Origin of the sequence: Ancylobacter oerskovii, assembly GCF_018390555.1 — a bacterium.
GTDB lineage: Bacteria > Pseudomonadota > Alphaproteobacteria > Rhizobiales > Xanthobacteraceae > Ancylobacter > Ancylobacter oerskovii.
The window spans coordinates 811,332-832,498 of record NZ_JAHBGB010000002.1 but is presented as its reverse complement, the minus strand read 5'-3'; the positions used below and the strand labels follow the sequence as shown (position 1 = coordinate 832,498).

The following is a 21,167-nucleotide window of genomic DNA, read 5'->3' as shown; positions in this document are numbered from 1 at the left end:
TTGCGAATTAGACAGTTGAAAAAAGCGATGCTTCGCCGCACCGCGCCCGCAGGCGCTACTCGGCGGCGCCGCGCAGCTCCGCCCCGGCGCCGGGGGCCTCTGGCGGATCGGAAAATTCCAGCTGGGCGATGCGCCCGCCGCGGCGGGCGATCTTGTCGGCCGAGGTCAGCGCCTGGGCGACATCCTCGCTCGCCTGCGCGAAATGCCGGGAAAGATTGCCCACGCGCTCGCGCAGCCGCTTCACGTCCTCCACCAGCGCCCCGCATTCGGCGCGGATGCGATCGGCCTGCTCGCGCATGCGCGCATCCTTGGCGATGGCCTGCACCACCTGCACCGCCAGCATCAGCAGCGAGGGCGACACCAGCACCACCCGGGCCCGGAAGGCCCGCTGGATGATCTCGTCGAAATGCTCGTGCAGGTCGGCATAGACCGACTCGGACGGCACGAACATCAGCGCGACGTCCTGGGTCTCGCCGGCCACCAGATAGCGCTCGGCAATGTCGGCGATGTGCTTGCCGACATCCTGCTTGAGCCGGGTCTCCGCCTGCCGGCGGGCCTCGGGGGCGGCGGATTCGCGAAAGGCGGTGATGGCCTCCAGCGGAAACTTCGAATCGATGAGCAGCGGCCGCGCGTCGCCGGGCAGGAAGACGGCGCAATCGGCGCGGCGGCCATTGGCCAGCGTGTGCTGGAAGGCGAAGGTCTCGCGCGGGAGCGCATCGGCGATGATCGCCTGCAGCCGGCCTTCGCCGAAGGCGCCGCGGGCCTGCTTGTTGGCCAGCGTCTCGCGCAGGCTCATCACCTGGCCGGAGAGCTCGCCGAGGCTCGCCCGCGCCTGGTCGACCAGCGCCAGCCGCTCGTTGAGCCGCATCAGGTTCTCGTGCGTCGCCTCGTTGGCGCGCGCCAGGCTCTCGCCCATGCGGTAGGAGGTGGCGTCGAGCCGCTCGGCGACCGCGCGGGCGAGCTCGCTCTGGCGATGGGCGAGGGTCTCTCCCATCGACTGCACCCGGCCGGCGGTTTCCGACTGGTTGCGGGCGAGCTCGATCAGCCGGTCCTCCAGTTCCTCGGCGCGCCGCGCCTGCTCCTCGGCCTCATAGGCGCGGGCGCGCGCCTGCCGCGACACCGCCAGCAGCACCGCGACCAGAAGCAGGAAGGCGAGAGCGGCCGCGCCGGCCGCGAACTCGGCGACGGTGACGGCGTGCCCGGCAAGGACGAACAGAAGCTGATCCATGCCCCGCTTCTAGCAGATTTCGCCCGGCTTGCGAACGAAATGAGAACATCGTGGTTTCGAGACCGTTGACCGGCGGCGTCGCCTCGCTTATCTCCCGGGCATGTCCGTGCGCCCTCTCGTCATCATCCCCGACACCCGCCTGCGCCTCGTCTCCGACCCGATCGTGCGCGTGGACGCGCGCGTGCGCGCGCTCGTCGACGACATGTTCGAGACCATGTACGACGCGCCGGGCATCGGCCTCGCCGCCGTGCAGATCGGCGTGCCCGAGCGCATCGTCACCGTCGATGTCGGCAAGCGCCGCGCGAAGGAGGAGGACGGCGACGAGGAGGGCGAGAAGAACCCGATCGCGCTGATCAACCCGGAGATCGTCTCCGCCTCCGAGGAGCTGTCGGTCTATCAGGAAGGCTGCCTGTCGATCCCCGACTATTACGAGGATGTCGAGCGGCCGGCGCGCGTCAGGGTGCGCTACATGGACCTCGATGGCGAGACGCGGGAGATCGACGCCGACGGCCTGCTCGCCACCTGCGTGCAGCACGAGATCGACCATCTCAACGGCGTGCTGTTCATCGACCACATCTCCAAGCTCAAGCGCGACCGGGTGATCAAGAAGTTCACCAAGGTCGCCAGGGAGCGCGAGCGCGGCTGACGCGCCTCCCATCCCCCTTTCACCGGCGCGGAGGCTCTCATGCGTGTCGTCTTCATGGGAACGCCGGATTTCGCGGTGCCGACGCTGGTCGAGATCGTCGGCGCCGGCCACGAGGTGGTCGCGGCCTATACCCGCGCGCCGGCGGCGGCGGGGCGGCGCGGGCTCGATCTCGTGCCCTCGCCGGTGCACCGCACCGCCGAGCGCTTCGGCATCCCGGTGCTGCACCCGCATTCGCTGAAGGGCGAGGCGGCGGCGGAAGCCTTCGCCGCCCATAATGCCGACGTGGCGGTGGTGGTGGCCTATGGCCGCATCCTGCCGCCGGCGATCCTAGCCGCGCCGGCGCTCGGCTGCCTCAACCTGCACGCCTCGCTGCTGCCGCGCTGGCGCGGCGCGGCGCCGATCCAGCGGGCGATCATGGCGGGGGATGCTGAGACCGGGGTGGCGGCGATGCGCATGGAGGCGGGGCTGGACACCGGCCCGGTCGGCCTCGTCGAGCGCGTCGCCATCGGCCCCGACATGACCGCCGGCGAGCTGCACGACCGGCTGATGGCGATCGGCGCCGACCTGATGGGCCGGGCGCTGGCGGCGCTGGAGCGCGGGGCGCTGAATTTCACGCCGCAGCCGGAAGACGGCGTCACCTATGCCGCCAAGATCGACAAGGGCGAGACCCGCATCGACTGGAGCCGGCCGGCGGACGCAGTGCACAATCATATTCGCGGCCTGTCGCCCTTTCCCGGCGCCTGGTTCGAGCTGGACGGCGCGCGGGTGAAGGTGCTGCGCTCGACGCGCGGTGAGGGCGCCGGCGTGCCCGGCACGGTGCTGGACGATCAGCTCACCATCGCCTGCGGCACCGGCGCGGTGCGGCTGGTGGAGGTGCAGAAGGCCGGCGGCAAGGCGATGCCGGCGGAGGAATTCCTGCGCGGACACGCGCTGAAGCCGGGCGACGGGGTGAACGGATGATCCGGGCGTTACGGGCCGACGATCACGAGGCGTGGCTGCCGCTGTGGCAGGCCTATCTCGCCTTCTACGAGGCTGAACTGCCGGCGCCGGTGACGCGCACCACCTGGGAGCGGCTGATCGATCCCGCCGAGCCGGTGCATGGCGCGCTGGCCTTCGATGCGGCGGGGCAGGCCGTCGGGTTGGTGCAGTGGCTGTTCCACCGCTCCACCTGGAGCATCGGCGACGTCTGCTACCTGAACGATCTGTTCGTGGACGGCAGCCAGCGCGGCAAGGGGCTCGGGCGCGAGCTGATCGCCCATGTCCATGCCGATGCCGCCACACGCGGGGCGCCGGAAGTGTACTGGCTGACCCACGAGACCAACCTCACCGCGCAACGGCTCTACAACGCGGTGGCCGAGCGGCCCGGCTTCATTCAGTACCGCCAGCTGACCGGCGAATGAAAACGGGCGCGCCGGAAGCGCGCCCGTTCGATCGATGCCGTCCCGGTCGGCACGGAAGCCGGCGGTCCGTATCCTGCCGTTCTGGCCGGCGCCGGGCTCACTTGCCCGGCTGGGGAACGACGCGCAGATAGGGCTTCAGCGTCTTCCAGCCCTCGGGGAACTTCTCCTTCGCCGCCTCGTCGCTCACCGAGGGAACGATGATCACGTCCTCGCCGTCCTTCCAGTTCGCCGGGGTGGCGACGGAGTGCCGGGCGGTGAGCTGCAGCGAATCGATCACCCGCAGGATCTCGTCGAAGTTGCGGCCGGCGCTCGCCGGATAGGTGAGCGAGAGCTTCAGCTTCTTGTCCGGCCCGACGATGAACACCGAGCGCACGGTCATGGTGTCCGACGCGTTGGGATGGATCATGTCGTAGAGGCCGGAGATGGTGCGGTCCTGATCGGCGATCAGCGGGAAGTTCGGCGCGTAGCCCTGGGTCTCGGCAATGTCCTGCGACCATTTGGCGTGGGCGTCGAGGGGGTCCACCGAGAGGCCGATCACCTTGACGCCGCGGCGGTCGAATTCCGGCTTCAGCCGGGCGACCTGGCCGAGTTCGGTGGTGCAGACCGGCGTGAAGTTCTTCGGGTGGGAGAACAGCACGCCCCAGCTGTCGCCGAGCCACTCGTGGAACCGGATCGGCCCCTCGGTGGTCTGGGCTTCGAAATCGGGCACGACGTCGCCAAGGCGGATGCTCATCGGAAGGCTCCAAACTTATCCACAAATAAATCGTGTATATATATTATAAACCACGATCATGCTTTGGGGAAGAAGATCGTCGTTACTGCGGTATCTTACGGAGGGAACCGATGCCGGGGGATGACGTTACTACCGGTGGAACCTCGTTCCACCGCTGGGTGTTCTGGAGAGAGACCATGATGATCAAGATTCTTGCCATTTCCGCCGTGGCGCTCAGCCTCGCGGCCTGCACCACCACCGAGCGCCGCGCGACCGGTGGGGCGCTGATCGGCGGCGGCACCGGCGCCATCATCGGCGGCATCGCCGGTGGCGGCACTGGCGCGGCGGTGGGCGGCGCGATCGGCGCGGGCACCGGCGCGGTCATCGGCGCGGCGACCTCGCCGGGCGACTGCTATGCGCGGGACCGTTGGGGTCGCACGGTGAGCGTGCCCTGCCGCTGATCGCCGGCACATGTGAAGCGGGCGGCCCCCCGACCGGGGGCCGTTCGCGCGTCGGGCCTCTACTGGCTTGCCCAGAGCACCCGCGCGACCGAGGCGATGTCGGCCGTCGGCACGATCTGGTCGGGCAGGCCGGGGGCGAGCGAGCGCAGTTCCAGCGTGCGGGCGGTGCGCCGCTTCAGTTCCTTGGCGATCACCTCGCCGCGGCGGGTCCTGACGATGACCCGGTCGCCGCGCCGGACCGCGGCGGTGGGCGACACGATGACGATGTCGCCATCGCGATAGAGCGGCGTGAAGGCGTCGCCGGCGATCTCCAGCGCATAGGCGTGGTCCTCGGCGAGATCGGGAAAGAAGGTTTCCTCCCAGCCGCCGCCGATGACCGGCAGCCCGGCCTCGTCGAAAAAGGCGCCGTTGCCGGCCTGGGCCAGGCGGATCAGCGGAATCCGCCGCCCGCCCTGCGGGCTCTGTACCAGATGCATGAAGTCGTCGATGCTGGTGCGGGTCGCGTCGAGAATCTTGGCGATGCTCTCGGTCGAGGGCCAGCGCGGGCGCCCGTCCGGCGCTTCGCGCTTGGAACGGTTGAAGGTGGTGGCGTCCAGCCCCGCTCGCTTGGCCAATGCCGATGCCGTCAGACCGTGGCGCTCGGCGAGCCGGTCTACCGCTCGCCAGATCTGGGCATGGGTGAGCATGATGCAATCCAGAGGTGTTATTATGGTTAATGCAATCCAAGATTAGGAATTATACCCTATTGCCCGAGCCGTCCAGTGCCGCTTGCAAGCGACGTCCCGCGGGGTTACAGGCGCCATACGGGCGGGCGGTGGGGAACGGGGCGGCCGGCTCGCGTGACGGGCAAGGCCGGATGATGGGATCGTGCATGGCCGGCTTCATCTACAAGATCTCCCCCCGCGGGGCGTGGGCGCAGGCCGAGGCCGCCGGCCGTTTCGACGGCGCGCCGGTCGACCTTGCCGACGGGTTCATTCATTTTTCCACCGCGAACCAGGTTCGCGAGACCGCTGCCAGGCATTTTTCCGGCCAGGCGGATCTCGTTCTCGCGGCGATTCGGGTGGAGGCGCTCGATCCGCTCGCTTTGCGCTGGGAGCCCTCGCGCGGCGGCGCTCTCTTCCCGCATCTCTACGCGCCGCTGCCGATGAGCGCGGTGGCCTTCGTCCGCGACCTGCCGCTGGGCCCGGACGGCACGCACCAGTTCGGAGAGATCGCATGAGCGCCCTGCTCGACCTCGCCTTGCCCTTCGCCCGGTTGATCGACCCGGAGACGGCGCATGGGCTGGCCATCCGCACGCTTTCCTGCCTGCCGGCGGGAACGCCGCCGCCGGACGATCCGAGCCTCGCGGTGCGGGCTTTCGGCCTCGATTTTCCCAATCCCATCGGCCTTGCCGCCGGCTTCGACAAGGAGGCCGAGATACCGGACGTGATGCTCGGCTTCGGCTTCGGCTTCGTGGAGGTCGGCACGATCACGCCGCGGCCGCAGCCGGGCAATCCGCGGCCGCGCAATTTCCGCCTCGCCGAGGATCGCGGGGTGATCAACCGCTACGGCTTCAACAGCGGCGGCCAGGACCCGGCGCGCGAGCGCCTGCACGACCGCCGCGGCCGCCCGGGCATCGTCGGGGTGAATATCGGGGCGAACAAGGAAGCCGCCGACCGGGTCGTCGACTATGTTTCGGGCGTCGAGGCGTTCGGGGACGTCGCCAGCTACTTCACCGCCAATGTTTCCTCGCCCAACACGCCGGGCCTGCGCGACCTGCAGGAGGAGCGGGCGCTGGACAGCCTCATCGCGCATCTGCTCGACGCGCGCGAGCGCGCCGCGCCGGGCGTGCCGCTGCTGATCAAGATCGCGCCCGATCTCGGGCTCGCCCATCTCGACGCGGTGGTGCAGGTGGCGCGCCGCCGCCGGGTGGACGGGCTGATCGTCTCGAACACCACCATCTCCCGCCCGGCGAGCCTGCGCTCGGCGCGCCGGAAGGAGACGGGCGGGCTCTCCGGCCGGCCGCTCTTCCCGCTTGCCACCCGCATGCTGGCCGAGACCTATGTGCGGGCGGAGGGTGCCTTCCCGCTGATCGGCGCCGGCGGCATAGACAGCCCGGAGGCGGCGATCGCCAAGATCGAGGCCGGGGCGACGCTGGTCCAGCTCTATTCCGCCCTGGTCTATGAGGGGCTGGGCCTTGTCGGGCGCATCCGGGACGGGCTTTCCGCCTATCTCGCCGCCGATGGCCGGCTGCTGTCGGAACTCGTGGGAACCACGGCGCGCGAGCGCGTGGCGGAGCCGTTCCCCGGCTAGGCGAAGGTGCGTCGGATCAGCGCCGGCACGCGCAGGGCCTGAAGCACGCCGCGGCCGGCCATGAAGGCGAGATAGGCGCACCACAGGCCGGTATTGCCGAAGGGCCGGCCGATCCACCAGGCGGCGAAGAACATCACGGCGGCCCCGAGCATGAGGTTGCGCATGTCGCGCGACCAGGTGGAGCCGGCATAGATGCCGTCATAGGCGAAGGCGGTCACCCCCATGACCGGGGTGAGCGCGGCGAGCGGCAGATAGGCGCGCGCCACCTCGCGCACCGCGGGATTGCTGGTGAGCGCGTCGATCACCGCGCCGCCGCCCAGCAGCAGCGCCAGCGTCGCCGGCACCGCGAAGCCGAAGCCCCAGAACAGTACCAGGCCGACCGAGCGGCGAAAGCCCTCGCGGTCGCGGGCGCCGACGGCCTGGCCGCAGATCTGCTCGGCGGCGGTGGAGAAGCCGTCGAGGAAGAAGGCGGTCACCATCACCATGTTGTAGAGCACGGCATTGGCGGCGAGCGTCACGTCGTCCGCCCGCGCCCCCTGGGCGGTGAAGAACATGAGCACCAGCATCAGCAGCCCGGTGCGGATCATGATGTCGCCGTTCACCCCGATGGTTTCGACGAGGCGCGCGCGGTCGAGAACGGTGGCCAGCGGTAGCCGCCACGCCGGGCCGATCAGCCGCCGGGCGACGAGGAGGCCGGCGACGGTGCCGGCCAGCTCGGCGAGCGCGTTGGCCAGCGCGGCGCCGGCGATGCCCATGTCCCAGTGCAGGACGAGGAGCAGGGTCAGCACGGCGTTGATCGCGGCGATGAAGACCTGCAGCCCGAGGCCGACATCGGTGCGGGCGATGCCGACCAGCCAGCCGAGCAGCGCGAAATTGCCGATGGCGAAGGGAGCGCAGAACACGCGGATGGAGAAATAGACCGCCGCCGCGGCGGTCACCGCCTCGCTGGTGCCCATCAGGCGGAAGGCGAGCGCGCCGACCGGCACATGCAGGACGATGATGACGAGGCCGATGGCGCCGCAGAGCAGCAGCGCGCGGGCGAGGGTGGCGCGCACCTCCAGCGCATCGCCGCGCCCCAGCGCCTGCGCGGTCAGCCCGGCCGTGCCCATGCGCAGCGAGCCGAACACCCAGAACAGGAAATCGAACAACAGGGCGCCGACCGCCACCGCGCCGAGCAGCACCGCGTCGCCGAGGCGGCCGACCGCCGCGGTGGCGACGAGGCCGAGCAGCGGCGTCGTCATCTGGGCGAGCGTGGCCGGCAGGGCGATGGCGAGGAAGCGCCGGTGCGTGACCTCGACCCGGCCGGCGGCGGCGAGGCTCATGGACTCACCGACCGCGCTGGGCGACGCGCATGATCAGCCAGAGCGGCACCACCACCACGGCGCCGAGCAGGAAGTAGCGCCAGAGCTTTCCGAACGCCTCGAAGCCGAAGCTGAACAGCCCGCGCACCAGCCGCTCCAGGCTGTCGAGGATGTTGAGTGGATCGAGGCCGAGGGCGCTCATGATCACGCCGATGACCACGGAGAGGATGACGAGGCGGACCAGCACCCAGAGCGGCGAGCCGCCCATCAGCCGCGAAATCTGGTTGTCGGACATGGAATCGGCACTCCCGGTTCAGGATGCTTGCGTATCACGCCGGGGCGCGCGGCGGGAGGCGGGCCGCGCCGTGTCCTGCGGATCGGGTTCCGCGCCTTCGGCACGCAGCAGGGCTTCCAGCGTCGCCAGCCGGTCGGCCTCGCCGGGCGGCTTGTCCCAGCGCAGCCGCGCAATGCGGGGAAAGCGCATGGCGACGCCGGAGCGGTGGCGGGCGGAGCGGGCCAATCCCTCGAACGCGACTTCCAGCACCAGGCCCTCGGTGGCGGTGTGGACCACTTCCCGCACCGGGCCGAAGCGGTTCACCGTGTTCCGGCGCACGAAGCGGTCGATCTCGGCGAGCTCGGCATCGGTGAAGCCGAAATAGGCCTTGCCGACCGGCACCAGCTCGCCCTCGCCGGAGGTCTCTCCCGTCCAGACGCCGAAGGTGTAGTCGGAATAGAAGGACGACCGCTTGCCGTGGCCGCGCTGGGCGTACATCAGCACCGCGTCGACGCTGTGCGGGTCGCGCTTCCATTTCCACCACGGGCCTTTCGGCCGGCCGGGGACATAGAGGCTGTCGGCGCGCTTCAGCATGACGCCTTCCACCGCCTCCGCGTCGACGCCGGCGCCGTGGGACGCCGGATCGGCGCGGGCGGCGGCCAGCTCGTCCCAATTCGCGAACGGCACCAATGGCGAGAGGTCGAGCCGGCCATCGGCGGGATGGGCGGAGACCAGCGCCTCCAGCCGGGCGCGGCGGGCGTCGAAAGCCAGGTCGCGCACATCCTCGGTCCCGTCGACCAGCAGGTCATAGGCGCGGATATGCGCCGGGAATTCGGCGATCAGCTTCGTCGAGACCACCTTCCGGTTGAGCCGCTGCTGCAGCACGTTGAAGGACTGCACCCGGCCCTCGCGCAGGATGAGCAATTCGCCATCCACCGCGCCCTCGAAGGCGAGCGCCTCGGCGAGATCGGGAAAGGCGCCGGAGATGTCCTCGCCGGTGCGGCTGTAGAGGCGGGTGGTGGCGAGGCCGTCCGCGGTGCGCGCCCGCACGGCCTGGATGCGGATGCCGTCCCATTTCCATTCGGCGCGGAAGGCCTGCGGGTCGAGGCCGGCGCGGTCGGCTTCCTCGAGAGGGTGCGACAGCATCACCGGGCGGAACGGCGTCGGGTCCTCCGTCTCCGGTCGCGGGCCGCGTCCTTCCGCCCAGGCGAACAGTTCCTCATAGGGCGGGGCGAGGCCGGGCCAGACCAACTCGATGTCGTCCGGGGCGAGCGTGCCGAGCGCGGCGACCGCCGTCTTGGCGAGGCGGGCGGAGACGCCGATGCGCAGGGAGCCGGTGATCAGCTTGAGCAGCGCCCAGCGGCCGGTCTCGTCGAGCCGGTCGAGCAGGCCGGCGAGCACGGCGGGCATTTCGGTGCGGCCCATATGGGTGAGGATGTGCACGACCTCGGCGAGGGGGATGCCGGGGGTGGGGCGAGCCTCCCCCTCGTGAAAGCGCGCTTCCCCCTCACCCAACCCTCTCCCCGCCGGGGAGAGGGCTTCTGAAGCCGTGCGCCCGGCTCCCTCTCCCCGTCGGGGAGAGGGGTGGGGTGAGGGGCCTTCCAGCCGCGCCGGCGCCGGCCACATCAGCGCCACCGTCTCGGAGAGGTCGCCGACATAGTCGTAGGAGAGCGCGAACAGCACCGGGTCGGTGCGCTCGGCGATCAATTGGCGGATCAGCCCCGGCTTGGCGTTGCGGAACGACAGCGCGCCGGTGAGCGCGGCGAGCGCATAGCCGCGGTCCGGGTCCGGCACATGGCGGAAATAATCGGCGATCAGCCGGATCTTGCCGTTGCGGCGCGGCTCATAGGCGAGGCGGTCGATGAGGGCGGCGAAGCGGTTCACGACGCGGGGGCCTCCCCGGGCGATGCCGTGTTCTCCTTGTCCGTGGCCGGGGTGCCACCGCTCTCCGCCTCCTCCTCCTCGCCATAGCCGACGAGGTGCAGCGGGCGGGCGGCCAGCCCGGCCTGTCCCGCCCAATGCACCAGGGCGTCCTCCTGGCCGTGCGTCACCCACAACTCATTGCAGCCGGTGGCGAGGATGGCGTGCTGCAGATCGTCCCAATCGGCGTGGTCGGAGATGACCAGCGGCAGCTCGACGCCATGCTGGCGGGCGCGGGCGCGGATGCGCATCCAGCCGGAGGCGAAGGCGGTCACCGGATCGGCGAAGCGCCGCGACCACACCTCGGCGAGCGAGCCCGGCGGGGCGATGACGACGGCGCCGGGAAGCTCGTCCGCCGCCGCCTCGCGGGCGAGCTTCACCGGGCCGAGCGCGACGCCCTGGGCTTCGTAATAGGCGGTGAGACGCTCCATGGCGCCATGCAGCAGGATCGGCCTGTCGTGGCCGGCGGCGCGCAGCAGCGCGATCACCCGCTGCGCCTTGCCGAGCGCATAGGCGCCGACGATGTGGGTGCGCTCAGGGAACAGGGCGAGCGAGGCGATGAGCTTGCCCATCTCCTCCGTCGGATCGGGATGGCGGAACACCGGCAGGCCGAACGTGGCCTCGGAGATGAGCACGTCGCAGGAGACCGGCTCGAAGGGCGCGCAGGTGGGATCGCGGCCGGGCTTGTAGTCGCCGGAGGCGACGATGCGGCAGCCGTCCTTTTCGACGCGGATCTGCGCCGAGCCGAGGATGTGCCCGGCCGGGAAGAAGGCGACCTTCACGCCGTTGACCTCGACGCTCTCGCCATAGGCGATGGCCTGCGTGCGCCCGGCGAAGCCCTCGCCATAGCGGATCGCCATGATGTCGAGCGTCTGGCGCGTCGCCAGCACCGCGCCATGGCCGGCGCGGGCATGATCGGAATGGCCGTGCGTGACCAGCGCGCGCGGGACCGGCCGCATCGGATCGATGAAGAAATCGCCGGCGGGCGAATAGAGGCCCTGCGGCGTCGAGCGCAGCAGCTCTTCCGGGCGCATCGTGGAACGCGTGGGAGATGCCATGGGCCTTGCGAAACTCTCTTATCAAGCGGGTCGAGGGAGGATATAGGGCGTCGCCCCGCGATTTGCCGCGATGTCGGCTACAGAGACCTCCCATGGCTGGCGCCCCGCTTCTGCTTTCGTCCGGCGATCCCACCCTCGATCGCCGCGTCGACTGGGCGCGCGCGCTGCTGGCGGAAGGCAACGCCGCCGACGCCGCGGCGCTGCTCGACGAGGTGACGCTGCGTGCGCCGGGGTTCCTGCCCGGCTGGTTCCTGCTCGGCGAAGCCCGCGAGGCGCTGGGCGATGCCGCGGGGGCGGGCGACGCCTATGCCCGCGCCCGGACGCTCGACCCGCAGGACCGGCTCGGCGTCGCGCTGCGTCTCGCCCGCCTCGGCCGGGAGGAGCCGCCCGAGATGAGCGCCGCCTATGTCCGCACCCTGTTCGACCAATATGCGGGGCGCTTCGACCAGGCGCTGGAGCGGCTCGATTATCGCGGGCCGGAGCTGATCCACGGCGCGCTGGCGGCGGCCTGCGCGGGGCTCGGGCGATCCTTCGCCTTTGCGCGTGCGCATGATCTCGGCTGCGGAACGGGGCTGGTGGGGGTGCGTCTCGCCGATCATGTCGGGGGCATGGACGGGGTGGACCTCTCGCCCAACATGATCGCGCTCGCCCGGGAACGCGGCCTCTACGACCGGCTGGTGGCCGGCGACATGGTGGAGTATCTCGCGGCGCTGCCGGCCCGCGAGGCGGACCTCGTCTTCGCCGGCGACGCCTTCTGCTATCTGGGCGATCTCGGCCCGGTGCTCGCCGAGAGCCGGCGGGTGCTGGAGGGCGGCGGGCTTCTCGCCTTCACCGCCGAAACGCATGCGGGCGACGGCATTCTGCTGCGCGACACGCTGCGCTACGCCCATGCGGAGGACTATGTGCGGCAGGCGCTGGAGGCGGCGGGGCTGGCGCTGCTCTCCTGCGACACCGCCTCCACCCGTACCGAAAAGGGCGTGCCGGTGCCGGGGCTGGTGGTCGCGGCGATGCGGGAGGGTTAAGGCGGCGGCCGGTTTCGCCGTCTCCGTCGACGCAGGCTTGTTCCCGGCCGAAGACATGGATGCCCGGGCCAAGCTCGGGCATGACGGGTACAGCTTCCCGGCGCCTTTTTCACCCATGCCACGCCATGGCCGGACTTGGTCCGGCCATCCATGCCTTTTCGCCGGGCTTGGGGGAGGACGGCGCCCCAAGCCGTGGCAGCGGTGTGCGGGAAAACGAAAGTTGTTCCCGTTTTACCCTCGCTTTTTGCGCCGGAGGCGTTAGCTTCACGCGCGTGACGACACCCAACCCTCTCCATGGCGGCGACCTGCCCGAGCCGTTCCGCAGCTGGTTCGCCGGCCGCGGCTGGGCGCCGCGCGCGCATCAGCTCGCCTTGCTGGAGCACGCCCGGCAGGGGCGCTCGACGCTGCTGATCGCCCCGACCGGCGCCGGCAAGACGCTGGCCGGCTTCCTGCCGACGCTGGTGGAACTCGCCGAGCGGCCGAGAAAGCGCAACAGCGTGCGCCCACCCGGCCTGCACACGCTCTACATCTCGCCGCTGAAGGCGCTGGCGGTGGATGTCGCCCGCAATCTGGAGCGGCCGGCCGCGGAGATGGCGCTGCCGATCCGCGTGGAGACCCGCACCGGCGACACCCCGGCCTCGCGGCGCCAGCGCCAGCGCCGCGACCCGCCGGACATATTGCTCACCACGCCCGAGCAGATCGCGCTGCTGCTCGCTTCCGCCGACGCGCCGCACCTGTTCGGCGACCTCCGGCGCATCGTGCTCGACGAACTGCACGCGCTCGCCGGCTCCAAGCGCGGCGACCTGCTCTCGCTCGGCCTCGCCCGCATCCGGGCGCTGGCACCTGAGGCGCAGACGGTCGGCCTGTCGGCGACGGTGGCCGATCCCGACACGCTGCGCCGTTGGCTCGTGCCGCAAAGAGGGGAGCTCGAAATGGGCGACCTCGTCATCGCCGAGGCGGGGGCGGCGCCGGAACTGTCCATGCTCGACAGTGCCGCCCATGTGCCCTGGGCCGGGCATACGGCCAAGCATTCCCTGAGCGAAATCTACACGCTGATCGCCGCCAACACCACGACGCTGGTGTTCGTGAACACCCGCATGCAGGCGGAGCTGCTGTTCCAGGAACTGTGGCATATCAACGAGTTGAACTTCCCCATCGCCCTGCATCACGGTTCGCTCGACGTCGCGCAGCGTCGGCGCGTCGAGGCGGCGATGGGCGAGGGACGGCTGAAGGCGGTGGTGTGCACCTCCTCGCTCGACCTCGGCATCGACTGGGGGGCGGTGGACCTCGTGGTGAATGTCGGGGCGCCCAAGGGGTCCTCGCGGCTGATGCAGCGGATCGGGCGCGCCAACCATCGGCTCGACGAGCCCTCGCGCGCCGTGCTGGTGCCGGCCAACCGCTTCGAGGTGCTGGAATGCCGCGCCGCCATGGAGGCGGTGCGCGCCGGGGCGCAGGACGCGGCGGTGGAACGCTCCGGCGCGCTCGACGTGCTTGCCCAGCACGTACTCGGCATGGCCTGCGCCGGGCCGTTCGACGCCGACGCGCTCTATGAGGAGGTCCGCTCGGCCGAGCCCTATGCCGCCTTGCCGCGCAAGGATTTCGACGACGTTCTGGCCTTCGATGCGACGGGGGGCTACGCGCTGCGCGCCTATGAGCGCTTCGCCCGCATCCGCCAGATGAAGGACGGACGCTGGCGGGTGGCCAACCCGATGGTGGCGCAGCAATACCGGCTGAATGTCGGCACCATCGTCGAGGCGACCATGCTGAAGGTGCGCCTTGTCGGCGGCAAGGGGAAGTCGCCGGCCCGCTATGGCGGGCGGGTGCTCGGCGAGGTGGAGGAGTATTTCGTCGAGACGATGAGCCCCGGCGATACCTTTGTTTTCGCAGGCGAAATCCTCGAATACCGCGCCATTGTCGAGGACACGGTGCTGGTGGTGCGCTCCACCGCTCGGGAGCCCAAGGTGCCCTCCTATGAGGGCGGCAAGTTTCCGCTCTCCACCTTCCTCGCCGCCGGCGTGCGGGCCATGCTGGCCGACCCGGCGCGCTGGAAGAGCCTGCCGGCACAGGTCCGCGACTGGCTGGAGATCCAGCGCCGGCGCTCGCGGATGCCGGGCCGCGAGGACCTGCTCGTCGAGACCTTTCCGCGCGGCGGGCGGCATTATCTCGTCGCCTATCCCTTCGAGGGGCGGCTCGCCCACCAGACGCTCGGCATGCTGCTGACGCGACGGCTGGAGCGGGCCCGGCTGCGTCCGCTGGGCTTCGTCGCCAACGACTATGCCCTTGCGATCTATGCGGTTTCCGATCTCTCCTTGGCGATCGGGCAGGGGCGGCTCGACCTCGGCGTGCTGTTCGACGCCGACATGCTCGGCGACGATCTCGAGGCCTGGCTCGCCGAGGCCGCACTGATGAAGCGCACCTTCCGCCAATGCGCCATCATCGCCGGGCTGATCGAGCGGCGCTTCCCCGGCAAGGAGAAGAATTCGCGGCAGGTGACGATGTCGACCGACCTCGTCTATGACGTGCTGCGCTCCCACGAGCCCGACCATGTGCTCTTGCGGGCCGCCCGGCAGGACGCCGCCACCGGGCTGATGGACCTGCGGCGCCTCTCGGGCATGCTGACGCGCATCCGCGGGCGAATCGATCATGTCGCGCTGGAGCGGGTGTCGCCGCTGGCGGTGCCGGTGATGCTGGAGATCGGCCGCGAGATGGTCGGCGGCGAGGCGGCGGACGCCCTCCTCGCCGAGGCGGAGGACGAACTGGTCGAGGAGGCGATGCGTGGCGATTTCCGCGTGCGGTGAGGTGTATGATCCGGCCGAATTGTCCGGTCCGGCCGGGCTGGCGGTGCTCGCCGGCATCGAATTGCGGCTGGATCCGGCCGGCGGGCTGTTCTGGCCGGCCGAGCGGATGCTGATCGTCGCCGATCTCCACCTCGAAAAGGGCTCCTCCTTCGCCGCCCGCGGCATCGCCCTGCCGCCCTATGACAGCCGCTCCACCCTCATGCTGCTGGCGGACATGGTGGAGCGGTGGCGGCCGCGCATCGTGCTCGCGCTCGGCGACACGCTGCATGACCGCCGCGCCGGCACCCGACTGGGGCCGGTGGAGCGGGAGCTGCTGGCGGGGATCGCGCGCGGGCGGGAGATGGTGTGGGTCGCCGGCAACCACGATCCCGACGCGGTGCCCGAGCTCGGCGGCACGCATCTGCCGGAGCTCCGCACCGGCGGGCTGGTCCTGCGGCATGAGCCGGGCGCGGGGCCGGCGGCGGGGGAGATCGCCGGGCATCTGCATCCGGTGGCGCGGATCGTGCGGCGCGGGCGCTCGGTGCGCCGGCGCTGCTTCGCCACCGACGGCGCGCGCCTCGTCATGCCGGCGCTCGGCGCCTATGCGGGGGGCCTCAATGTGCGCGATCGGGCGCTGTCCGGGCTGTTCGCCATGTCCTTCGAGGCGCATCTGATCGGCGGCGCGCGCACCTACCGCATCGCCCACCATATGTGCGTGCCGGATCGCTGAGCGTCCGGCGGCGGTGCTTCAGCTGCGCGAGGCGGACCGTCAACTGCGCGAGGCGGACCGTTTAACTGCGCGAGGCGGTCTTGCGCGCCGGGGCGAGATCGAGCTCCGGCAGGCCGGAGCCGCTATTGGCCTTGGCGTCGACCACCGCCGGCGTCCAGAGCTGCAGCGCCTTGCGGGCGGTGGCGAGGGTGTCGGCATCGAGGCGCGCGGCGATCTCGTCGCGCTTGAGCCCCGCTTCCTGGTCGCCGCGCTGGGCGGCGAGCGCGAACCAGCGCCACGCCTGTACTTGGTCGGCCTCGACGCCGTAGCCGCGCGCATACAGCACGCCGAGATTGTACTGGCTGTCGCGCACGCCATAGCCGGCGGCCTTCTGGAACCACACCGCGGCGCCGGCATAATCCGGCGTCGTGCCATCGGCGAGCAGCACGCCGAGATTATGCATGGCCCGCACATTGCCGCCGCCGGCGGCGGCCTCGTAGAAGGCGCGGGCGCGGGCGAGGTCGCGCGGCAGGCCTTCGGTGCCCTTCTCGTAGAGCGCGCCGAGCCGGTAGGCGGCGGGAATCGAGCCATGCGCGGCGGCGAAGCCGAACCACTGCACCGCGCGCGGCGTGCTGGGCGGAATGCCGTCGCCTTCCAGGAAGCGATGGGCGACCTCATAGGCGGCGGCCGGATCGCCGCCCTGCGCCGCCACCCGCAGCCCCTGGCTGCCGATGGCGCCCGGCAGGTCGCCCAAGGGTAGGTCGCCCAAGGGTAGGTCGAGGCTGGAGGAGCCCGGCAGCGGGGCTGGCGGCGCCGGCAGGGCGGGCAACTCCGGGCCGGCCGGCGCTTCTGGCGTGGCAGGCGGGGCGGCGGGACGCGGCGATACCGAGCCGGTGATGTCGTCGGGGGTCGGCTCGGCCGGCAGCGAGCGGGCAGTGGAGGTGGCGGCGGGGGCGCTGGCGCGCAGGCGACCTTCCTTCATGCCGCTGAGCAGGTGCCAGGAGGCGAAGGCCAGCGCCGAGCCGCAAATGCCGACCAGGAACATCGCCCGCAAGCGGGCCAGCCAGCGGGTGGAGCGGGCGCGGCTGCCGCGTCCTTCGGCGATGCGGGGGCCCAGCGGCAGGCCGGGCAGGGCGCCCCTGAGGGCGCTTCCCACGGCGCCGCGCGCCGGTCCCTTCGTCGCGACGTGAGCCGCCCCCGGACCCGTGGCCGGGCTGCCGGGCGAGGCGGGGTGCGCGAGGCCGCGCGCGGCGCGGCGGGCCTGGGCGATGAAATCGATGCGGGCCGGGCCGCCGCCGCCGGCTTCCGGGTTTTCGCGATCCGCGGCGTCGGCCGGCGCTTCCGGCGTGCCGTCCGGGGCCTCGGCGACGAACGGCTCGCGCGGCGGCGGCGTCACCAGCGGCGCCGCCGGGGCGGAGGGGGTGGGGGAGGAGCCTGCCGCCACGACCGTACCGGCGGTTTCGGCGAGGTCCGATGCCTCCGGCGTTGTGGCGGCGGGAGCTGTCCCGGCCAGCGGCGCGGGTGATGCCGTCGCCATGGCGGCCGTCGGCGCGGGGGCCGTCGGCGCGGCGGCGGGCGCCGGTGCCGGGCCGGAGGGCGCGGGGGGCGTCGGCTCGGGGGGCGTCGGCTCGGAGGGCGCGCGCGGCGGCGGAACGCTCACCAGCGTGGCGCGGGTTTCCTCCATCTGGATGAACAGGTCGTTCAGCGCCCGCTCGATGCCGGCGAGCCGGTTCGGCTGGGCGTTCTGCGCCTCCAGCCGGTCGGCCAGCGTGGCGATCTGGCGGCCGAGCGTCTCGAAGGCGGCGGTGTCGGGCGCTGGCGTCGTGGCGGCGCCGGGGCGCTCCTGGCGCCCGAACCGCTCGAAGCGGGCGTCGAGGCCCTGCAGCAGCTTCTCCATGCCCGGCGGCGTCTCGCGGCGGAGCGCCGAAAAATTCTCGGCGATGTTCTCCCTGAGATCGTCGATGCGGCGATAGACGCCGCCGAGATCGACCTCCGCCGGCCGGGCCGCCTGGGCCTCGATGCGGGCGGCGAGCTGGCCGAGGCGCTCCTCGATGCCGACCAGCGCGAGGCGGAGCGCGCCTTCCTGGCTGCCGGCCTCGCGGCTGACGCGGCCGACCAGCAGCGTCACCTGCTCGACCAGCTGGCGCACGGTATCGTTGGACAGGGCGCGGCCGATGACGCCGCGGATCTCGCCGAGCTGCGCCTGCAGGCGGGCGATGGCGGCGCCGTCCACCTGCTTGGCGGCGAGAAGATCGAGCTTGCGGGACAGGGCGTCGAGGCGGCCCTGCATCACCGCGGGATAATCGGGCAGGCGCAGCGCGGCGATCATGTCGCGCAGCGCCGTCAGGGTGGCGCACAGCTCCTTGTCGCGCAGGCCGGAAGCCTCCACCCGCGCGGCCAGCCGGGTGACGGTGCGCTGAAGCTCGTCCACCGCCTGGCGCGGGGCTATCGCGCCGAGCGCGGCGCGCAGGCCGGCGAGGTCGCCGCGCAGCGTGTCGAGGGCGGCGGTGAAAAAGGGGGCGGGATCGGCGGGAGGCGACGCCGCAGCGGGTGTCGCCGTCGGGCCCGGCCGGGGGGCCGTGGCCCGCTCGGCCATGGGCTTCCCGGCGGATCGGGAGGCGGCGGCGCGTTCGGCGGCCGGCGCGACGTCCAGCTCGCGCTGGCGGGCGGCGATCTCGGCGACGGCGGCCTCGATGCTGGCGACGCTGGGCGTGGCGGCCTCGCGCGGCGCGGCGGTGCGCGGCGGAGCCGACGGCGCGGCGGAAGCGGAAAGGGCGGGGCGCAGGCGCGCCCGCGGATCGCCCACCAGCGCATCGAGCTGCGAGCGGATGTCGTCGAGGGCGACCTCGACGCGCGAACTGGCGGCGGCGACCGCGCCGGCCGGATCCGGCGGCGTCGCGAGGCGGCTCATGGTGCTGGTGAGCTCGCGGATGCGGCGGCGCAGATCGGCGATATCGCCGACCGCTCCGCCGCGCTCGTCGCGGCCGAGATGCCCGAGCAGGCGCTGGTGCAGCCACTCGTCCAGCGGCAGGCCGGCGCGCCGGGCGGCTTCGTTCATCGCGGTCCAGGCGGCGGTAGGGATCTCGCCGGCCTGGGTGGGGGCGCCTTGCCTCACCGTCTTCTCCGTCGCGTCAGGCGTCGGCGAAGCGGGAGAATCACCCGTCGCGACGCTGGAGGCTGCTGGCGCCGACTGTTTCGGTTCTTGGTAAATGACGGGTTAATGCCGATCCGCCTCCGGCATCTTCCTACCTCCCCTCGGGCGCGGCATCCGACTTTACCTGCCGCCAGGGTAAGGGATCGCGTATGAAGGTAATATCGTATTTATCGATATGTAACATGACTTTACATGTACGTTTAACAGTAAGTTTCCCTAACGGAGGGTGCTACTTTCTCCCGTTACGGCAGGTGGGTCGGTACACATTCGGACAACGCTGCTGACGCGATCGCTTCGGCGTCCCCTTGCGTATCGTCAACCGACCAGGAGATTCCCGCCATGGACTTCACTTCCTTCGAGCAGGATCGTGCCGTCGACACCGCCGTCGCTTCCTCGGGCGATGCTCTCTATTTCACCATTGGCGACCTCGCCCGCGAATTCGACGTGACGCTGCGCGCGCTGCGCTTCTATGAGGACAAGGGCCTGCTCTCCCCGCGCCGCGAGGGCCTGACCCGCCTCTACACCCCGTCCGACCGCTCGCGCCTCGCCATCATCCTCAAGGGCAAGAAGCTCGGCTTCACCCTCGCCGAGATCAAGGCGATGGTCGCCCTGCGCGAAGGCACCGCCACCATGGCCGGCCTCGCCCTGACCCGCGAGAAGTGCGTGGAGCAGCTCGGCCTGCTCGAGCAGCAGAAGGCGGAGATCGAGGAAGCCATCGGCGAGCTGAAGCAGATGATCGCCTCCTATCCGGTGCGCAACGCCGCCTGAGCGCGCTGCCACCGACCTTCGAAGCGGCGCCCGACGGGCGCCGTTTTCGTTTCCGGGCATACCTTCCCGCCCGCGCCGGACTTGATGCGCCGCTGCGACTGCGCTTCAAAGGAGGCGCCGCGGCCGCCCCGGCCGCCGGCATGGACATGAGGGCCTCGCGCGTCCGGGCATGCCGCCGGCCCGCCGGCTCCAGCGAGGCGCGGATGAGCCGTTCGATCGATTATTTCTTCTCCGTTGTCAGCCCCTGGGCGTTCATCGGCCATGCCGCCTTCATGGCGGTGGCGCAGCGCCACGGGGTCGCCGTGCGTTATCATCCGGTGCAGCTCGGCGGGCTGTTCGCGCAGACCGGCGGCCTGCCGCTGCCCAAGCGGCATCCGGCGCGCCAGCATTACCGCCTCGTCGAGCTGCAGCGCTGGCGCGCCGCGCGCGGGCTCGACCTCCATCTCCACCCCGCGCACTGGCCGTTCGACGGCGCCCTGGCTGACCGGCTGGTGCTCGCCGCCGCGGCGGAGGGGCACGATGCCGACCCGCTGGTGCGGCGGCTGACCTCCGGCGTGTGGCAGCGCCAGGAGGACATGGCCGACCCGGCGCAGCTCGCCGCGGTGCTGGCGGAGCTCGGCCTGCCGGCGGTGCTCCTGGAGGCGGCGGGCTCGGAGGCCGTCGGCGCGCTCTACGAGGCCAACCGCCAGCGGGCGGTGGAGGCCGACGTGTTCGGCTCGCCGGCCTATGTGCTCGACGGCGAGGTGTTCTGGGGGCAGGATCGGATCGATCTTCTCGACGCGGCGTTGTCGAGTGGCCGGGCGCCGTTCACGCCGGAGGGCTGAAGGCGCGCCGGCGGCGCCGCCTCAACGAGGGAGGCTCCCCCATGATTCGTATCGTCCTTGCTCGCCGGGTGCTTGCCAGCCGCATCCTTGCCAACATCGCGGTACCGACCGTGATGGCGCTGGCTCTCGCGAGCGCCGGCCGCGCCCAGCCGGCCCCCGGCGGTCCGCCGCCTCCGCCGCCGGGCGCCGGCGCGTCCTCCCGCGAGGCGCCGAACTTCACCATGCAGCCGGTGGAGGGCGGGGTGCTGCGGCTCGACACCCGCTCCGGGACGATGAGCTTCTGCGCCAGCCGCGGCGGCGTGTGGCGCTGCGAGGCGCTGCCGGACGAGCGGGCGGCGCTGGAGGCGGAGATCGCCCGGCTGCGCGAGCGGCTGGCGGCCGGCGGTGGCGGCGTGCCGGACATTGCCGGGCCGCCGCGCGAGCCGCCTTCCGCCGCGCCGGCGCCGGACGCCGCCCCGCCGGCCAAGCCGGACGAGGAGCGCGGGCGCTTCGACGCGGCGATGGAGGAGGCCATGCGCCGGGCGGAGACGATGTTCCGCCGCTTCTACGAGATGCTGGAGCGGCTCAGGGACAACCCGCCGCAGGGCGAGAAGCTCTGACGGCGGGCGCCTCCGGGGGCCG

20 protein-coding genes are annotated in these 21,167 nt (G+C 71.6%); 12 read left to right on the top strand and 8 right to left on the bottom strand.

Annotation, left to right across the window (positions count from 1 at the left end; all coding sequences use genetic code 11):
* Positions 1 to 55 precede the first annotated feature (55 nt).
* Positions 56 to 1,228, bottom strand: coding sequence for a DNA recombination protein RmuC (locus KHC19_RS04075; protein ID WP_213350766.1), 1,173 nt, complete (start codon positions 1,226 to 1,228; stop codon positions 56 to 58).
* A gap of 100 nt (positions 1,229 to 1,328) precedes the next feature.
* Between KHC19_RS04075 and def the strand changes: the two genes are divergently transcribed.
* The 3 genes from def to KHC19_RS04060 are packed head-to-tail and all read left to right on the top strand — an operon-like array spanning position 1,329 to position 3,274.
* Positions 1,329 to 1,874: a peptide deformylase gene (gene def, locus KHC19_RS04070; protein ID WP_213350765.1), complete on the top strand. Its 546-nt coding sequence runs from the start codon at positions 1,329 to 1,331 to the stop codon at positions 1,872 to 1,874.
* Positions 1,875 to 1,913: 39 nt separating this feature from the next.
* Complete coding sequence (fmt, locus tag KHC19_RS04065; RefSeq protein ID WP_213350763.1) at positions 1,914 to 2,834, top strand: methionyl-tRNA formyltransferase; 921 nt, start codon at positions 1,914 to 1,916, stop codon at positions 2,832 to 2,834.
* Positions 2,831 to 3,274 carry a GNAT family N-acetyltransferase gene (locus tag KHC19_RS04060; RefSeq protein WP_213350762.1) on the top strand — a complete coding sequence of 148 codons (444 nt, stop codon included), beginning with the start codon at positions 2,831 to 2,833 and terminating at the stop codon, positions 3,272 to 3,274. The genes fmt and KHC19_RS04060 overlap by 4 nt, the downstream gene beginning before the upstream one ends.
* A 97-nt stretch (positions 3,275 to 3,371) precedes the next feature.
* On the opposite strand, the gene KHC19_RS04055 is transcribed toward KHC19_RS04060, so the two are convergent.
* A complete protein-coding gene (locus KHC19_RS04055) occupies positions 3,372 to 4,007 on the bottom strand; it encodes a peroxiredoxin (protein WP_213350760.1) in 636 nt (211 codons plus the stop codon).
* A gap of 176 nt (positions 4,008 to 4,183) precedes the next feature.
* Between KHC19_RS04055 and KHC19_RS04050 the strand changes: the two genes are divergently transcribed.
* Positions 4,184 to 4,447 carry a hypothetical protein gene (locus KHC19_RS04050; RefSeq protein ID WP_378296114.1) on the top strand — a complete coding sequence of 88 codons (264 nt, stop codon included), beginning with the start codon at positions 4,184 to 4,186 and terminating at the stop codon, positions 4,445 to 4,447.
* Positions 4,448 to 4,506: 59 nt separating this feature from the next.
* On the opposite strand, the gene KHC19_RS04045 is transcribed toward KHC19_RS04050, so the two are convergent.
* A complete protein-coding gene (locus tag KHC19_RS04045; protein WP_213350758.1) occupies positions 4,507 to 5,133 on the bottom strand; it encodes a S24 family peptidase in 627 nt (208 codons plus the stop codon).
* 185 nt (positions 5,134 to 5,318) lie between these two features.
* On the opposite strand from KHC19_RS04045, the gene KHC19_RS04040 reads away from it, so the two are divergent.
* Both KHC19_RS04040 and KHC19_RS04035 read left to right on the top strand, forming a co-directional pair.
* A complete protein-coding gene (locus KHC19_RS04040; protein WP_213350756.1) occupies positions 5,319 to 5,666 on the top strand; it encodes a DUF952 domain-containing protein in 348 nt (115 codons plus the stop codon).
* On the top strand, positions 5,663 to 6,739 hold the full coding sequence (locus KHC19_RS04035; RefSeq protein ID WP_213350754.1) for a quinone-dependent dihydroorotate dehydrogenase: 1,077 nt from the start codon (positions 5,663 to 5,665) through the stop codon (positions 6,737 to 6,739). Before KHC19_RS04040 ends, KHC19_RS04035 begins: the two co-directional genes overlap by 4 nt.
* Here KHC19_RS04035 and KHC19_RS04030 read toward each other — a convergent pair.
* Genes KHC19_RS04030 through KHC19_RS04015 form a run of 4 tightly spaced genes read right to left on the bottom strand, consistent with a single transcriptional unit; the run spans position 6,736 to position 11,268 of the window.
* Positions 6,736 to 8,061, bottom strand: a complete 1,326-nt coding sequence (locus tag KHC19_RS04030; RefSeq protein ID WP_213350752.1) for an MATE family efflux transporter — start codon at positions 8,059 to 8,061, stop codon at positions 6,736 to 6,738. The genes KHC19_RS04035 and KHC19_RS04030 overlap by 4 nt on opposite strands.
* Before the next feature lie 4 nt (positions 8,062 to 8,065).
* Positions 8,066 to 8,335 (bottom strand): DUF6460 domain-containing protein, encoded by a 270-nt coding sequence (locus KHC19_RS04025; protein ID WP_213350750.1) that lies wholly within the window; start codon positions 8,333 to 8,335, stop codon positions 8,066 to 8,068.
* A gap of 18 nt (positions 8,336 to 8,353) precedes the next feature.
* The gene (locus KHC19_RS04020) at positions 8,354 to 10,198 is read right to left on the bottom strand and encodes a cisplatin damage response ATP-dependent DNA ligase (RefSeq protein WP_213350748.1); all 1,845 of its coding nucleotides are present in this window, start codon (positions 10,196 to 10,198) and stop codon (positions 8,354 to 8,356) included.
* On the bottom strand, positions 10,195 to 11,268 hold the full coding sequence (locus KHC19_RS04015) for a ligase-associated DNA damage response exonuclease (RefSeq protein ID WP_213351040.1): 1,074 nt from the start codon (positions 11,266 to 11,268) through the stop codon (positions 10,195 to 10,197). The genes KHC19_RS04020 and KHC19_RS04015 overlap by 4 nt, the downstream gene beginning before the upstream one ends.
* Positions 11,269 to 11,384: 116 nt before the next feature.
* Here KHC19_RS04015 and KHC19_RS04010 point away from each other — a divergent pair, with 116 nt between their 5' ends.
* From KHC19_RS04010 to pdeM, 3 genes are all read left to right on the top strand, one after another.
* On the top strand, positions 11,385 to 12,314 hold the full coding sequence (locus tag KHC19_RS04010) for a class I SAM-dependent DNA methyltransferase (RefSeq protein ID WP_213350746.1): 930 nt from the start codon (positions 11,385 to 11,387) through the stop codon (positions 12,312 to 12,314).
* 272 nt (positions 12,315 to 12,586) lie between these two features.
* Positions 12,587 to 15,112 (top strand): ligase-associated DNA damage response DEXH box helicase, encoded by a 2,526-nt coding sequence (locus KHC19_RS04005; protein ID WP_343207643.1) that lies wholly within the window; start codon positions 12,587 to 12,589, stop codon positions 15,110 to 15,112.
* Complete coding sequence (gene pdeM, locus KHC19_RS04000; RefSeq protein WP_343207654.1) at positions 15,096 to 15,821, top strand: ligase-associated DNA damage response endonuclease PdeM; 726 nt, start codon at positions 15,096 to 15,098, stop codon at positions 15,819 to 15,821. The genes KHC19_RS04005 and pdeM overlap by 17 nt, the downstream gene beginning before the upstream one ends.
* A gap of 61 nt (positions 15,822 to 15,882) precedes the next feature.
* Here pdeM and KHC19_RS26290 read toward each other — a convergent pair whose 3' ends face one another.
* Positions 15,883 to 18,915: an SEL1-like repeat protein gene (locus tag KHC19_RS26290; protein WP_213350744.1), complete on the bottom strand. Its 3,033-nt coding sequence runs from the start codon at positions 18,913 to 18,915 to the stop codon at positions 15,883 to 15,885.
* A gap of 378 nt (positions 18,916 to 19,293) precedes the next feature.
* Here KHC19_RS26290 and KHC19_RS03990 point away from each other — a divergent pair, with 378 nt between their 5' ends.
* From KHC19_RS03990 to KHC19_RS03980, 3 genes are all read left to right on the top strand, one after another.
* Entirely contained in the window at positions 19,294 to 19,722 is a 429-nt protein-coding gene (locus KHC19_RS03990) for a MerR family transcriptional regulator (RefSeq protein ID WP_213350743.1), read from the top strand.
* 203 nt (positions 19,723 to 19,925) lie between these two features.
* A complete protein-coding gene (locus KHC19_RS03985; RefSeq protein ID WP_213350741.1) occupies positions 19,926 to 20,546 on the top strand; it encodes a 2-hydroxychromene-2-carboxylate isomerase in 621 nt (206 codons plus the stop codon).
* Positions 20,547 to 20,587: 41 nt separating this feature from the next.
* On the top strand, positions 20,588 to 21,145 hold the full coding sequence (locus KHC19_RS03980) for a hypothetical protein (protein WP_246548136.1): 558 nt from the start codon (positions 20,588 to 20,590) through the stop codon (positions 21,143 to 21,145).
* Positions 21,146 to 21,167 lie beyond the last annotated feature (22 nt).

Excerpts from the sequence above, each read along its gene's own strand:
- KHC19_RS04030 (WP_213350752.1), bottom strand. The coding sequence starts at position 8,061 with ATGAGCCTCGCCGCCGCCGGCCGGGTCGAGGTCACGCACCGGCGCTTC.
- KHC19_RS04010 (WP_213350746.1), top strand. The coding sequence starts at position 11,385 with ATGGCTGGCGCCCCGCTTCTGCTTTCGTCCGGCGATCCCACCCTCGAT.
- KHC19_RS04075 (WP_213350766.1), bottom strand. The coding sequence starts at position 1,228 with ATGGATCAGCTTCTGTTCGTCCTTGCCGGGCACGCCGTCACCGTCGCC.
- KHC19_RS04015 (WP_213351040.1), bottom strand. The coding sequence starts at position 11,268 with ATGCGCCCGGAAGAGCTGCTGCGCTCGACGCCGCAGGGCCTCTATTCG.
- KHC19_RS03990 (WP_213350743.1), top strand. The coding sequence starts at position 19,294 with ATGGACTTCACTTCCTTCGAGCAGGATCGTGCCGTCGACACCGCCGTC.
- def (WP_213350765.1), top strand. The coding sequence starts at position 1,329 with ATGTCCGTGCGCCCTCTCGTCATCATCCCCGACACCCGCCTGCGCCTC.
- KHC19_RS03985 (WP_213350741.1), top strand. The coding sequence starts at position 19,926 with ATGAGCCGTTCGATCGATTATTTCTTCTCCGTTGTCAGCCCCTGGGCG.
- KHC19_RS04050 (WP_378296114.1), top strand. The coding sequence starts at position 4,184 with ATGATGATCAAGATTCTTGCCATTTCCGCCGTGGCGCTCAGCCTCGCG.
- KHC19_RS04035 (WP_213350754.1), top strand. The coding sequence starts at position 5,663 with ATGAGCGCCCTGCTCGACCTCGCCTTGCCCTTCGCCCGGTTGATCGAC.
- KHC19_RS04025 (WP_213350750.1), bottom strand. The coding sequence starts at position 8,335 with ATGTCCGACAACCAGATTTCGCGGCTGATGGGCGGCTCGCCGCTCTGG.
- KHC19_RS04040 (WP_213350756.1), top strand. The coding sequence starts at position 5,319 with ATGGCCGGCTTCATCTACAAGATCTCCCCCCGCGGGGCGTGGGCGCAG.
- KHC19_RS04060 (WP_213350762.1), top strand. The coding sequence starts at position 2,831 with ATGATCCGGGCGTTACGGGCCGACGATCACGAGGCGTGGCTGCCGCTG.
- KHC19_RS03980 (WP_246548136.1), top strand. The coding sequence starts at position 20,588 with ATGATTCGTATCGTCCTTGCTCGCCGGGTGCTTGCCAGCCGCATCCTT.
- fmt (WP_213350763.1), top strand. The coding sequence starts at position 1,914 with ATGCGTGTCGTCTTCATGGGAACGCCGGATTTCGCGGTGCCGACGCTG.
- KHC19_RS04055 (WP_213350760.1), bottom strand. The coding sequence starts at position 4,007 with ATGAGCATCCGCCTTGGCGACGTCGTGCCCGATTTCGAAGCCCAGACC.
- KHC19_RS04045 (WP_213350758.1), bottom strand. The coding sequence starts at position 5,133 with ATGCTCACCCATGCCCAGATCTGGCGAGCGGTAGACCGGCTCGCCGAG.